Below are 12744 nucleotides of genomic sequence, written 5' to 3' on the forward strand. Positions count from 1 at the left end.
ATGGATCGGCGCCGGCCACACCCCGGGAGGTAACCAGCATGCCCGCACCCGCACCTGCACACCGCGCCAACGAGGAGGCGCGCCTGGACGCGCTGCTGCGGCGGCACGCCGAACCGCTGCCGGCGCTGGACGACGAGTCGTTCGGCGCCGCCTTCGAGCGCTTCGCCGATGCCCGCGTGGTGCTGATCGGCGAAGCCAGCCACGGTACTTCGGAGTTCTACCGGGCGCGCGCCGCCATCACTCGTCGCCTGGTCGAGCGGCACGGCTTCGGCCTGGTCGCCATCGAGGGCGACTGGCCCGACGCCGCGCGCATCGACCGTCATGTCCGCGCGCTCGGCGACGACCGTGTGGATAGCGGCGACACGCCTTTCAGCCGCTTTCCCAGCTGGATGTGGCGCAACCACGAGGTGCTCGCGTTCGTCCGCTGGCTGCAACGCCACAACGCCGAGCGCCCCGCCGCCGCGCGCTGCGCCTTTCGCGGCCTGGACATCTATAGCCTGCGCGCCTCGATGGACGCCGTGCTGCGCTACCTGGACGCGCGCTACCCGGAACGCGCCGGCGAGGCGCGGCGACGCTACGCCTGCCTGACGCCCTGGCAGGACGATCCGGGCGCCTATGGCGCGCGGGTCGAGTGGGGCGGCGGCGACTCCTGCGAAAACGCAGTGGTCGAGCAGCTCGACGATCTGCTGCGGGCCCGCCTGGAGACCCTCGACCACGGCGAAGGACTCTTCGACGCGACCCAGAACGCCCGCGTGGTGCGCGCCGCCGAGCAGTACTACCGGTCGCTGTACCACGGCTCGGTGTCGTCCTGGAACCTGCGCGACAACCACATGTTCGACACCCTCAGGCAGTTGCTGCGCCAGCGTGGCCGCGACGCCAGGGCGGTGGTCTGGGCGCACAACTCGCATGTCGGCGACGCCTCGGCCACCGCCATGGGCTGGCGCGGCGAATTCAACCTCGGCCAGCTGGCGCGGATCGCCTGGGGCGACGAGGCGGTGCTGCTGGGCATGGGCAGCGACCATGGCGAAGTGGCGGCCGCCGATGACTGGGGCGGGCCGCTGCGGATCAAGCAGGTGCCGCCGGCGCGCGAGGACAGCTGGGAGCGACGCTTCCTCCAGGCCGGCCTGCCGGCCTCGCTTACCGACTGGCGCGGCGAGCGCCGCCGGACGCTGCGCGAAGCCCTCGCCCAGGCACGGCTGCAACGCGCCATCGGGGTGATCTACCGGCCGCAGAGCGAGCGCCTGAGCCACTACTACGAGGCGGTGCTGGCCGAGCAGTTCGACGCCTACCTGTGGTTCGAGCGCGGCACGCCGGTTACTCCGCTGGATCCGCTGGACGGCGGCGCCGGCGCGGAAAGCGAAACCTACCCCTTCGGAGTCTGAGATGAGCTATCCACGCTTCGCCGACCGCCGCCACGCCGGCCGCGAGTTGGCCGCCCGGCTGCGCGGCCTGCGCTTGCCGCGGCCGCTGGTGCTGGCCCTGCCGCGCGGCGGGGTGCCGGTCGCCTACGAGATCGCCCTGGTCCTGGCGGCGCCGCTGGACCTGCTGCTGGTGCGCAAGATCGGCGCGCCGGGCCATCCGGAGTTCGCCCTCGGCGCGGTGGTCGACGGCGCCGATCCGCACTGGGTGGTGGACGAGCGCATGATGGAACTGTTCAAGCCGCCGCCGGACTGGTTCCAGCACGAGCTCGCCGTGCAACTGCGCGAACTGGAGCGTCGTCGCGCACGCTACTGCCGGCAACGGCCGGCGCCGCGGATAGAGGGTCGCGACGTGCTGCTGGTGGACGACGGCATGGCCACCGGCAGCAGCGCCCTCGCCGGCCTCCAGGCCCTGCGCCGGCAAGCCCCGCGCTCGCTGCGCCTGGCGCTGCCGGTGGCGTCGGCGGCGAGCGTGGCGCGCCTGCGCCCGCTGCTGGACGAACTGGTCTGCCTGGACACGCCGGAGACCTTCCGCGCGGTGGGCGACCACTACCGGGACTTCCACCCGCTCGACGACGACGAAGTCATCGAGCTGCTCGCCGCCGTCCCGCATTGACCCTGCGCGCCCCGGTGCGCGTCTTTCCATCGATGCGAGGCGGACCGCCAGATGATCGACGACCGGCGGATCCGCGAACGGCCGGGAGCGCGCCGGCCCCCGGCGGCGGCATCGAGTCCGCCGTCGCGCCGGCTCGTCACTGGGCCGCTGGCCGGTCGGCGCTCCCTCCGCTTTCCGGCACGTAGATCATCCGCCCGTCGGCCAGGCGGTAGGTCACCCCGGCGCGGCTGCCCTGCCCTTCGCCGATCTCGCCGCTGGCCTGGTAGCGCTTCAGTTCCTTGCCATCCTTGACCAGCATGCGCATGTCCGCCTCGCCGGGGTTCTCGACCACCACCACCTTGTCCTGGCTGAACGGATTGAGCGGGTTGCGCACGATGACGATCAGGAGGATGCCGATCACCACCAGGAACAGGTCGATCAGGTTGACCATCGAGAGGATCGGGTCGTCCGCCTCGTCGTGTTCGAGGAAGCGCATCAGCCAGCCTCCCGCGCGCGCTCGACGGCGCGCAGTTCCTGGAGCAGCCAGCGGCGGCGCACGGTGAGGATGAAGAAGGTGACGCTGGCGGCGACCAGGGCCAGGATCACCGCGGAAAACGCCACCACCAGGTTCTCGCCGATACCTTGCGCATCGTTGCGGGTCAGCGCCAGCAGCGCCGGCCCCATCGGGATCATGGTCGCCACCAGGCCGAGCATCGGCGCGCTGCGCGAGGTGACCCGCAGCCACTCCAAGCGCTGCATGATCCACAGTTCGAGGTCGTCGCTGTTGCCGCCATGCAGCGCCTGCCAGGCCGCCAGGCGCGAGCGGTAGCGCCCGCGACGGCGCTGCCAGGCTTCCATGGCGAAGCCGCCGAGGGCGACGAAGGCGTAGGCCAGCGCAGCGAGGATCAACAGCAGCACCGGCAGCAGGAACAGGCGGGTGAGTTCGTAGAGGCTGGTTTCCAGACCATTCATGAGCGATTTTCCATCGGACGACGATTGACTACGGATTGCCGGACGGCACCGGCGGCGAACAGCGCGAGCAGCACGGCGGCGGCCAGCCGGAGCCAGGGCTGCGGCTCGCCGGCCGGCGGCGGCGCGACTTCTTCGAGGACGCGGCCGCTGACCGTTTCGCCGGCACCGGACGCCGCGGCGCCCTCCACCTGCGCCGCGGCCTCGCCGAAACCGCCGGCCATCCGTTCGATGAATTCACGGGTGGTCGCCGCGCCGACCTCGCCGGCGCCGGCGGCCGCCAGTCGCCGCCAGCGCTCGGCCAGTTCGCGGCGGGTCTGCTCGCTGGCGTCCCAATAGCCCTTGCGGATCGCCTCGGCCATGCGCGCGATGATCTGCGCCTGGGCGGTCGGGTTGTGCGTTTCGAACCACTCGGCGAGACCCAGCTCGCGGCGGTCCATGACGAAGGTGTCGTGCAACGCCTGCCACTGGTCGGCGCGGACCATGGTGCGATCCGCCGCCTGCCAGCCCCACAGGTTGTTGGCCAGGTCGAGCATTTCCAGGCTGCCGGCGTAGCCCTCGCGCTGCATCGCGGCGATCCACTGCGGGCTGAGGTAGCGCCCGCGCAGCTCGCTGGCGAGGAACTGCGCGGCGGCCGTGGTGCGCGGCTGGCGCTGGCGCAGGTCGGCGATGTACAGCGCCGGGCTGGCGCCGTCGAGGTAGCGTACCGCCAGTGACAGGCCGCCGAGGTACTCGAACGGGTGGTCGGTGGAGAGCACGCCGTTGAGCGTCGAAGAGCGCGAGAGGAGCGCCGCCTGGACGCCCTTCAACTGTTCGGCGAACAGGTTGCCGCCGTCCAGCTTCACGCCCCAGTCGCGACTGCCGTAGGCATACTGCAAGCGCCCGAGGAACTGCTCGGCGAGCGCCGAGTCGTCGTCCCAGCGGGTGGAGTCGAGGGTCAGTTGCGTTACCCCGGTGCCGTAGTCGCCCGGCGCGTTGCCGAACAGCCGCAGGCGCGACAGGCGCTGCGCCAGTGGCGCTTCGATGCCGCGTTCGCGCAGGCGCCGCTCCAGCGCCTGGCTGTTGCGCGCCAGCGGGTTGCCCGGCTCGTCCAGCGCGGCGAGGCGCTCGATGGCCTCGGCGAGCAGGCGCATGAAGCCGTCGAACTGGTCGCGGTAGACACTGGTCACCTGCAGCACCACATCCACCCGTGGACGCCCCAGCTCCGCCGCCGGCACGATGTCCAGCGCCAGCAGGCGGCCACCGGCGTCCCAGCGCGGGCGCAGGCCGAGGGCGTGCAGCGCCTGGCTTTCGACGATGCCCAGGTGGCGCATGGTTTCCGACGACCAGAGGCTGAAGGCGAGCTTTTCCGGCGCCCTGCCCTGGTGCTCGGCGCGGTAGCTTTCCAGCAGTTGGCCGAAGGCCTCGGCGCCGGCTTCGTAGGCGGCGCGCGTCGGTACCTTGTCGGCCTCGAAGGCGAACAGGTTGCGCCCGCTGGGCACCTGCGGATTGCGGATCGGATCGCCGCCCGGTCCGGGCGCGACGAAGCGCCCGGCGAGGCCGGCGAGCAACGCCTCCAGTTCGCCGGTGGCGGCGAGCTGGCGGTCCAGCTCGCGGGCGCGCAGCAGCTGTTCGCGCAGGCGCGGGTCGGCCACACCCGCGATCTCGTCGCCGTCGCGCAGGTAGCGTTGCAACGTGCGGTAGGCGCGGCTGTCGCGCACTGCCTTGAAGTCGCTGGCGAAGAGTTCCCCGAGATCGAGGCCGAGCGCGCGGTAGTAGGGTTCGCCGAGTTGCTGCATGACGGTGCCCAGGCGCAGCTCCGGCGCCGCGGCGACGCCGAAGGTGTGCAACCCCAGCGGCATCGCCGCGCCGGCCAGTCGGTGCAGGTGGTCGTGGAGCACACCGAGAAACGCCGGGAAATCCTCGCGCATCGCCGCCTCGCTCCAGCCCAGGTCGTCGTTCATGTGCGCCGCCAGCACCGCCGCGCGGATCTGCTCGGCGCTGCGCTCGCGCACCACGCCCTCGTCCAGTTGCTGGTATTCGTGGATCAGCTGGTGCAGGTCGCGCAGTTCGTCGTACAGCCCGGCCGGGGCGAACGGCGGCGTCTGGTGGCTGACGGTGACCGCGCGCCCGCGCCGGCGCGCCTGGAGCGCCTCGCCAACGTTGTCCTGGATATATGGATAGAACACCGGCAGGTCGCCGAGCGCCCGCAGCGGATAGTCGCCCACCGCCAGCCCGCGATCCTTGCCGGGCAGCCATTCCTGGGTGCCGTGGGTGCCGAAATGGATCAGCGCGTCGGCGCCGAAGCCCTCGCGGACGAACTGGTAGACCGCCAGGTAGAGGTGGTCCGGCGGCACCGCGCTGTCGTGGTAGGCCTCGCCCGGACGGCCGGCGCGCGGCGGCTGCGGCAACAGCAGGAGATTGCCCAGGCGCGCCGCCGGGAACACGAAGCGCCGCTGGCCGTCGATATCGCGCAAGGCCCAATGTCGACTCGGGTCGCCCCAGCGCGCGCGCATCCGCTCGCGCAGATCCGCCGGCAGCGCCTCAAACCAGCGCAGGTAGGCCTCCAGCGGCAGGCTCGCGGCGAGGCCGTCGCGATACAGCGCGTCCAGGGTCTGCGGCCGGTAGTAGCCGCCGAGCAGGCGCTGGGCGGTATCGACCAGCGCGCTTTCGTCGCTCGTCGCAACCCGGTAGCCGTCCGCCCGCAGCGCCTCGCCGAGGCGGGCCAGGCTGGCCGGTACGTTGAGATGCGAGGCGGCGACGTTCTTCTCGCCTTCCGGGTGGTTCCAGAACATCAGCGCCAGGTGCTTGTCCGCCGCCGGCAGGCGACGCAGGCGCAGCAGCCGGTCGAGCTTGTCCAGCAGGGCCTCGGCCTGCCCGGCCATCAGCTTCGGCTCGCCGTTCTCCAGGGCGCTGATCACCAACGGATCGCTCATTCCCCAGGTTTCCGGCATGCCGAGGAAGGCCGCCGCGGTACGCGGCGCCACCCCGCTGGCGGCGGCCAGCCAGTCGGCCTCGTTGCCGTCGCGGTAGCCGAGGGTCTGCAATACCGGCACGTCCAGCGCGAGGAACTCGGCACGGCGCGCCGGGCCGTTCTGCAGGTGCTGCAGGTTGACCAGCGCCTGGACATCGGCGCCAGCGAAGGACTTCCTCAACGCGTCCGGATCGCTGTCGTCGAACCACACCGCCAGCGGCGCCTGGCCGTGCCGCTCGCTACGCCGCAACAGTTCGTCGATGGCGCCGGTCTGGGCGTCGGCGATGGCCCCGCGCGGAATGAGGAAGGCGATGCGCGGGGCATCGCTGGCCCAGCGCGAGGCGCCCCAGGCCAGGTAGTCGGCGAGGCCGGCGAACGGCGCCGGTGCGTCGGGATGATAGAAGCCTGCCTGCGCCAGGGGCTGCGGCGCCGGCAACGCGTCGACGGGCAGGCCGGCATGCCAGCGTCGGACCGCCTCGAACAGCCGGCGCAGGTTGGCTTCGCCGCCGTTCGCGTAGTAGCCAACCAGGCGCCCGCCCAGCGCCGCCGGCAGGTTGCCGAAACCCGGCGGACCGCCGCCGACGCGGATCCAGGGTTGCGTCCCGCCTTGCAAGCGCTCGCCCAGCGCCTGCTCGACCTGGGCGCGATCGGTCGGACGCGGCGTGTCGAGGATCAGCAGGTCGCCGCCGTCCAGCCATTCGTCGAGCCGCGCCTCGCCCGTGCCGAGGCGCAGGCCGCGCAACTCGACACCGGCCTCGCGCGCCCAACCGGCTAGGCGCTGGTGCTTGCCCGGGAGGACGAAATCGCTGCTGAGCAGACGCACCTGGGCCGGCTCCGCCCAGGCACAGAGACTGACCAGCAGCGCGCCGCAGAAGAGTAGCGAACGGCGCATCAGAAGCTCGCCACCAGACCGAGATGGAAGGTCCGCCCAGGTTCGGCGTAGGTGAAGTGCGTGTCGTCGTCGGCCAGGCGCTGGTCGCCGAGGTTCTCGATGCCGCCGCGCAGGGTCAGGTTCTCGCTGAGCTTCCGGCTCAGCTCCAGGTGCCACAGGCTGTAGGCCGGCAAGGCGTAGCCGACGTTGCTGCTGTAGGTCACCTGGCTGCCGACGTATTCGGTGCGCAATTGGGCGCTGAAGTGCGCGTCGGGCGTCCAGCGCAACTGGCTGTTGGCGAGGTGGCGGGAACGGTCGCCAAGGCGCTGGTCAACGGTGCGGTTGCGCGCGTCGAGATAGGTGTAGTTGAACTCCCAGCGCAGGTCCGCGGGCAGGTCGACGCCACCACCCAGTTCGATGCCGCGGATCCGCGCCTTCTCGACGTTCTCGTAGTTGCGCACTTCGGCGCCGCGTACCCCGCAGCGCGCTACGCAGACGGTCTGGATCAGGTCGTTGACGTCGTTCTCGAACAGCGTGCCCTTCAGCGTCCAGCCGTCGCCCTGGTAGTCGGCGCCCAGTTCGTAGGAGGTGTTGGTTTCCGGCTTCAGGTCGGGATTGCCGTAGATGGTGAAGCGCCCGCCGCCGCCCACCGCCGCATACTCCGGCGACAACTGCTTCAGGCTCGGCGCCTTGTAGCCGCGGCCGACACCGGCGCGCAGGGTCAGCGCATCGGAAAGATGGTGCAGCAGGTACAGGCGCGGACTGCTTTCCCAGCCGAACGCCTCATGCTTGTCGAAGCGGCTGCCGAGGGTCAGCGACCAGTCCGGGCCGAAGGCGATCTCGTCCTGCAGGAACAGCGCCTCGTGCCGCGCGCTGGCGTCGCCGGCGGCGTTCACCGAGCGATCCTCCAGTTCTTCCTTGCGCCATTCGCCACCGAGGGTGAATAGGTGCCGCTCGAAGGCCGGCACGCTGACATGGCCGTCGACCACGCTGTCGGTGAGGCGCTGCGGGTTGCTCGGCGGTTGCCCGTCGGAACGCGCGTTATGTCGCTCCAGGCGGTTGCGGTAGGTACGCAACTGGCTGCTGCCCCAGTGCCATTCGCCATTGTGGGCGAGCGACCAGCGCTCGCGCTCGATCACGTCGCGCGACTCGTAGTAGCGCGAGCGCGGCCCGCCGGTCTCGCTGTTGCGCCAGCGTCGTTCGCGCCCGCGCTGATGGCCGAGCTCGATGCGCTGGGCTTCGTCAGGAGTCCAGCTGAGGTTCAGCCCGGCGCTGTCGGCGTTGCCGCCCTCCAGCTCGGAAAGCCGGCGGTTGTCGGCGTCCGGGGTCTCCTGCTGGCGGCGGCTCTCGCCGTTCAGGGCGACGCCCAGCTTGCCGGGCACCAGCGGCCCGGAGAGATAGGCGCCGAGCTGGTGGTTCTGTCCGCCGAGTCCGTCCTCGCGCACACCGCCATCGAGCAGGCCGCTGCCCGTCCAGGTATCGGTGGCGCGCCGGGTGATCACGTTCACCACCCCGCCAAGGGCTTCCGAACCGTAGAGCGAGGACATCGGCCCGCGCACCACCTCGATGCGCTCGATGCTTTCCACCGGCACCCAGCCGAGATCGAAGTCGGAATGCGCGATGGCCCCGGACGAGGTGGAAATCCGCTGGCCGTCCACCAGCACCAGGGTGTGCTCGCTGGACATGCCGCGAACGCTGATGCCCCGCCGGGACATGCCGACGCCGTTGAACTGCAGGCTTTCCGAACCGCGCAGAGCTTCCTGCAGGTCGCGCACCGGGCGCCGCCGCAGGTCCTCGGCGGCGATCAGCGAGATGCTGGCCGGGGCGTCGCGCAGCTTGCGCTCGGTATTGGTGGCGCTGACCACCGTGGGCTCCAGGTCGACCGGCGCAGCCAGCGCCAGGCAGGGGAACAGGTAGAGGACCGGCATGGCGCGGGCCAGCCGCAGCGGAGGAAGACGGCGCGGGGAGGAATGGGGGAGCATGGTCGGCAGTCATGAATTATGAATAATCAGAAGTTATAACATAACATTTTATGAGACGAAGAACGCCAGCCGTTTTTCACGCTGCGTGCCAGGCGGGCTTCGCCGAGGTCGCCACGGTCTGCCAGGAACTGGACGACCATGCGGTCTTCGCCCGCCTCGCCCGGGTCTGGTCGACGCGGTCACCGACACAGGGAATACCTCCAATGGAACCCGGGCAATCCGCCGGAGGTTGACGCAGATCAACGTCCGCCCGGCGACGCCCGCCAGAATCCACAACATATTGTTGTTTTGAAAAAACAAAACACATCATGTTGTGGAGAATCTGAAATGACCCAGCCCCGGAAGGCTTCCTCGCCGGCCACCCTGCTCAAGCGCAACGGACGTGAAGTCCCGTTCGATCCCGGCAAGATCGAACGCGCCATCGCCGCCGCCGGCCAGGCGACCGGCGAACTGGACTCGCGGCAGGCGCAGGCGCTCGCCGAGCGCGTGGTGGAGCGCCTGCCGGAGCGCGCCTGCCTGGATATCGAACGGGTCCAGGACCTGGTCGAACGGGTGCTGATGGAGGCCGGCCACTATCCCACCGCACGCTCCTACGTGGTCTACCGCGAACGCCACGGCCGGCTGCGGCGCGAGCGCAGGAGCCTGGTGGACGTCGCCGCGTCGATGAACGAGTACCTCTCGCAGGAGGACTGGCGGGTACGCGCCAACGCCAACCAGGGCTACTCCCTCGGTGGCCTGATCCTCAACGTGTCGGGCAAGGTTACTGCCAACTACTGGCTCGACGAGGTCTACGACGCCGAGGTCGCCGCCGCCCACCGCGACGCCGACCTGCACATCCACGACCTCGACATGCTCGCCGGCTACTGCGCCGGCTGGTCGCTGCGCACCCTGCTGAACGAAGGCCTGAACGGCGTGCCGGGGCGGGTCGAGGCCGGGCCGCCGAAGCACCTGGGCAGCGCCCTGGGGCAGATGGTCAATTTCCTCGGTACCCTGCAGAACGAATGGGCCGGCGCCCAGGCCTTCAGCTCCTTCGACACCTACCTGGCGCCCTACGTACGCAAGGACCGCCTCGACTATCCCGGCGTGCGCCAGGCGCTCCAGGAGTTCATCTACAACCTCAACGTACCGTCGCGCTGGGGCACCCAGACGCCCTTCACCAACCTGACCTTCGACTGGGTCTGCCCGGAGGACCTGCGCGACCAGGTGCCGCGCATCGGCGGCGAGGAAATGCCCTTCGCCTACGGCGATTTGCAGGCCGAGATGGACCTGATCAACCGCGCCTACATCGAGGTGATGCAGGCCGGCGACGCCCACGGCCGGGTGTTCACCTTCCCGATCCCGACCTACAACATCACCCACGACTTCCCCTGGGACAGCGACAACGCCACGCGCCTGTTCGAGATGACCGCGCGCTATGGCCTGCCCTATTTCCAGAACTTCCTCAACTCGGACATGCAGCCCAACCAGGTGCGCTCCATGTGCTGTCGCCTGCAACTGGACGTGCGCGAGTTGCTCAAGCGCGGCAACGGCCTGTTCGGCTCGGCGGAGCAGACCGGCTCGCTGGGCGTGGTGACGCTCAACTGCGCGCGCCTGGGCTATCGCCACCGTGGCGACGCCGTCGGCCTCTACCGCCAGCTCGACCACCTGCTCGAACTCGCCTTCGCCAGCCTGGAGCTGAAGCGCAAGGTGATCCAGCAGCACATGGACGCCGGCCTCTATCCCTACACCCGGCGCTACCTGGGGACCCTGCGCAACCATTTCTCCACCATCGGGGTGAACGGCCTGCACGAGATGGTGCGCAACTTCAGCGACGACCGCGAGGGACTGCACAGCGAAGCCGGGCGTGAGATGGCGCTGGCCCTGCTCGACCACGTGCGCGCCCGCCTGGTGGGTTTCCAGGAAGACAGCGGACACCTCTACAACCTGGAAGCCACCCCCGCCGAAGGCACCACCTACCGCTTCGCCCGCGAGGACCGCAAGCGCCATCCGGACATCCTCCAGGCCGGCACCGCGCAGGCCCCCTACTACACCAACTCCTCGCAACTGCCGGTGGGCTTCACCGACGATCCGTTCGAAGCCCTGGAACTGCAGGACGCCCTGCAATGCAAGTACACCGGCGGCACCGTGCTGCACCTGTACATGGCCGAGCGGATATCCTCGGCGGAGGCCTGCAAGACCCTGGTACGCAACGCCCTCGGGCGCTTCCGCCTGCCCTACCTGACCGTCACCCCGACCTTCTCGATCTGCCCGCGGCACGGCTACCTGGCCGGCGAGCATGAGTTCTGCCCGAAGTGCGACGAGGAACTGCTGCGCCGCGCGGGCGCCAGGAGTTGCTGCGGCGGCTGTGGCGGTTGAGCCGGCCCTTTTCCCTTCCATCCAACCGCAAGGAGTACACCGATGAGCGTCAACCAGTTGCCCGAAAGCCAGCGCCAGCGCTGCGAAGTCTGGACCCGCGTGATGGGCTACCACCGTCCGGTAGCCGCGTTCAATGCCGGCAAGCAGTCCGAGCATCGCGAACGCCGCCATTTCCGCGAGACGCGATGAGCGCCACGCTCAGGGTCGGGGGCGTCGTGCCCCTGACCACCCTCGACTATCCCGGCCTGCTCGCCTGCGTGCTGTTCTGCCAGGGCTGCGCCTGGCGCTGCCGCTACTGCCACAACCCGGAACTGATCGCCTCCCGTGGCGCGCGGGAGATTCCCTGGGCAGGCCTGCTCGATTTCCTGCGCCGCCGCCAGGGCCTGTTGCAGGCGGTGGTCTTCAGCGGCGGCGAGGCGACCCTGCAGGCGGCCCTCGGCGACGCCATGCGCACGGTACGCGAACTGGGCTTCCGCGTCGGCCTGCACAGCGCCGGCATCAACCCGCGCGCGTTCGCCCGGGTACTGGCGCATACCGACTGGGTGGGCTTCGACGTCAAGGCGCTGGCCGAGGACGTCGCCGCCATTACCGGCGTGCGCGGCAGCGGCGCGGCCAACTGGCGCAGCCTGGAACGCCTGCTCGACAGCGGCGTGGCCTACGAATGCCGGACCACGGTGCACTGGCGGTTGTTCGATAGCGAACGCCTCTGGCGCCTGGCGACGCGCCTGCGCGGGATGGGCGTGGAGCGCTTCGCCGTACAACTGGCGCGCCCGGCCCGCCAGCTCGATCCGACGCTTCTCGCGGCGCCCGCGCCGCAGGGCGCCCCCCAGCTATGGCGAGAGCTGGAGGCACTGTTTCCCGCCTTCGAGCTGCGCGACGCCTGAGCCGCCCCATCGGCGCCGCTCGGGCGCGCCATCCTGCTCCTCGGACCGGGCATCCAGCCCCGGCGATAGAGGCTCGCACAAGACCCATATCAATGCGCCGGATCGAGGAAGTCAGCGGCCGCTCGCTGGACGGCACCGCCGATGTGGCGACCCTGTGGTTCGCCTTGCAGGCGGCGCGGCTGTCGCCGAACGCGGGAGCGGCGTCCTGGCACAGTCCGCGAACCGAGGCGGTCGCCTGGACTGGCGGCGAAGCCCGTTACCCGGAGCTTGCAGGACGCCACCAGCGCCAACCGGCGCGGCCCGTGTATGCCGCACTACCGCGTCCGGCAGTCGCTCCACAGCGAGCGCCTTTGCGAATGCATTAATCCCCCTTGCTAGCTAGCCACCCCGCCGCTGGAGCGACGCGGCCCGCGCTTCTAGGCTCGAACGGTATGACGCAAGCCCATCGGCGCGGCGCAAAGGAGGCCTGCGATGCATAACGGAGTTCGAGTGGTATCCGCCCCGCTAACCACCCTGTTCGTGGTTGTCACTGCGGCCTTCGCCGCCTCTCTCGACCACCGCCACCCGCTCGCCACGCCGTCTTCGGCCACGAGCGAACCCGGCATCGCCCACGACATCCGCCTGCTGCCCCGCGCCGCCGCTTTCCGCTGATCTGCGCTGCGCCGGCGCCCGCCGCCGCATGCGTTTCCCGACCATCCCCCGCGATCCGCCCGTCGC

10 protein-coding genes are annotated in these 12744 nt (G+C 70.4%); 6 read left to right on the forward strand and 4 right to left on the reverse strand.

Features of this window, described 5'->3' with window-relative positions:
• Positions 1-38: 38 nt before the first annotated feature.
• Both B7D75_RS15285 and B7D75_RS15290 read left to right on the forward strand, forming a co-directional pair.
• Positions 39-1382, forward strand: coding sequence for an erythromycin esterase family protein (locus B7D75_RS15285; RefSeq protein WP_043103993.1), 1344 nt, complete (start codon positions 39-41; stop codon positions 1380-1382).
• Between the two features lies 1 nt (position 1383).
• Positions 1384-2034: a phosphoribosyltransferase gene (locus B7D75_RS15290; protein ID WP_043103994.1), complete on the forward strand. Its 651-nt coding sequence runs from the start codon at positions 1384-1386 to the stop codon at positions 2032-2034.
• Positions 2035-2170: 136 nt separating this feature from the next.
• Here B7D75_RS15290 and B7D75_RS15295 read toward each other — a convergent pair whose 3' ends face one another.
• From B7D75_RS15295 to B7D75_RS15310, 4 genes are read right to left on the reverse strand one after another with little or no spacing between them, the layout of a single operon-like run.
• Positions 2171-2509 carry a DUF2149 domain-containing protein gene (locus B7D75_RS15295; RefSeq protein ID WP_012076087.1) on the reverse strand — a complete coding sequence of 113 codons (339 nt, stop codon included), beginning with the start codon at positions 2507-2509 and terminating at the stop codon, positions 2171-2173.
• Positions 2509-2985 carry a MotA/TolQ/ExbB proton channel family protein gene (locus tag B7D75_RS15300; protein ID WP_058135034.1) on the reverse strand — a complete coding sequence of 159 codons (477 nt, stop codon included), beginning with the start codon at positions 2983-2985 and terminating at the stop codon, positions 2509-2511. Before B7D75_RS15300 ends, B7D75_RS15295 begins: the two co-directional genes overlap by 1 nt.
• Positions 2982-6827, reverse strand: coding sequence for a cobaltochelatase subunit CobN (gene cobN, locus B7D75_RS15305; RefSeq protein ID WP_107114185.1), 3846 nt, complete (start codon positions 6825-6827; stop codon positions 2982-2984). Before cobN ends, B7D75_RS15300 begins: the two co-directional genes overlap by 4 nt.
• Positions 6827-8788, reverse strand: coding sequence for a TonB-dependent receptor domain-containing protein (locus tag B7D75_RS15310; protein ID WP_107114186.1), 1962 nt, complete (start codon positions 8786-8788; stop codon positions 6827-6829). The genes cobN and B7D75_RS15310 overlap by 1 nt, the downstream gene beginning before the upstream one ends.
• Before the next feature lie 327 nt (positions 8789-9115).
• Here B7D75_RS15310 and B7D75_RS15320 point away from each other — a divergent pair, with 327 nt between their 5' ends.
• The 4 genes from B7D75_RS15320 (at position 9116) to B7D75_RS15340 (ending at position 12678) form a co-directional block, all read left to right on the forward strand.
• A complete protein-coding gene (locus B7D75_RS15320; protein ID WP_107114188.1) occupies positions 9116-11143 on the forward strand; it encodes a ribonucleoside triphosphate reductase in 2028 nt (675 codons plus the stop codon).
• 42 nt (positions 11144-11185) lie between these two features.
• On the forward strand, positions 11186-11332 hold the full coding sequence (nrdD, locus tag B7D75_RS15325) for an anaerobic ribonucleoside-triphosphate reductase (RefSeq protein WP_003149989.1): 147 nt from the start codon (positions 11186-11188) through the stop codon (positions 11330-11332).
• A complete protein-coding gene (locus B7D75_RS15330) occupies positions 11329-12027 on the forward strand; it encodes an anaerobic ribonucleoside-triphosphate reductase activating protein (protein WP_058135579.1) in 699 nt (232 codons plus the stop codon). The genes nrdD and B7D75_RS15330 overlap by 4 nt, the downstream gene beginning before the upstream one ends.
• A 471-nt stretch (positions 12028-12498) precedes the next feature.
• A complete protein-coding gene (locus B7D75_RS15340) occupies positions 12499-12678 on the forward strand; it encodes a hypothetical protein (RefSeq protein WP_107114189.1) in 180 nt (59 codons plus the stop codon).
• Positions 12679-12744: the final 66 nt, after the last annotated feature.

It is taken from the genome of Pseudomonas paraeruginosa (assembly GCF_003025345.2).
Lineage (GTDB): Bacteria > Pseudomonadota > Gammaproteobacteria > Pseudomonadales > Pseudomonadaceae > Pseudomonas > Pseudomonas paraeruginosa.

What these genes read in the sequence shown, in the direction of transcription:
- cobN (WP_107114185.1), bottom strand. Translation starts at nt 6,827, where the DNA reads ATGCGCCGTTCGCTACTCTTCTGCGGCGCGCTGCTGGTCAGTCTCTGT.
- B7D75_RS15285 (WP_043103993.1), top strand. Translation starts at nt 39, where the DNA reads ATGCCCGCACCCGCACCTGCACACCGCGCCAACGAGGAGGCGCGCCTG.
- B7D75_RS15310 (WP_107114186.1), bottom strand. Translation starts at nt 8,788, where the DNA reads ATGCTCCCCCATTCCTCCCCGCGCCGTCTTCCTCCGCTGCGGCTGGCC.
- B7D75_RS15340 (WP_107114189.1), top strand. Translation starts at nt 12,499, where the DNA reads ATGCATAACGGAGTTCGAGTGGTATCCGCCCCGCTAACCACCCTGTTC.
- nrdD (WP_003149989.1), top strand. Translation starts at nt 11,186, where the DNA reads ATGAGCGTCAACCAGTTGCCCGAAAGCCAGCGCCAGCGCTGCGAAGTC.
- B7D75_RS15330 (WP_058135579.1), top strand. Translation starts at nt 11,329, where the DNA reads ATGAGCGCCACGCTCAGGGTCGGGGGCGTCGTGCCCCTGACCACCCTC.
- B7D75_RS15290 (WP_043103994.1), top strand. Translation starts at nt 1,384, where the DNA reads ATGAGCTATCCACGCTTCGCCGACCGCCGCCACGCCGGCCGCGAGTTG.
- B7D75_RS15320 (WP_107114188.1), top strand. Translation starts at nt 9,116, where the DNA reads ATGACCCAGCCCCGGAAGGCTTCCTCGCCGGCCACCCTGCTCAAGCGC.
- B7D75_RS15300 (WP_058135034.1), bottom strand. Translation starts at nt 2,985, where the DNA reads ATGAATGGTCTGGAAACCAGCCTCTACGAACTCACCCGCCTGTTCCTG.
- B7D75_RS15295 (WP_012076087.1), bottom strand. Translation starts at nt 2,509, where the DNA reads ATGCGCTTCCTCGAACACGACGAGGCGGACGACCCGATCCTCTCGATG.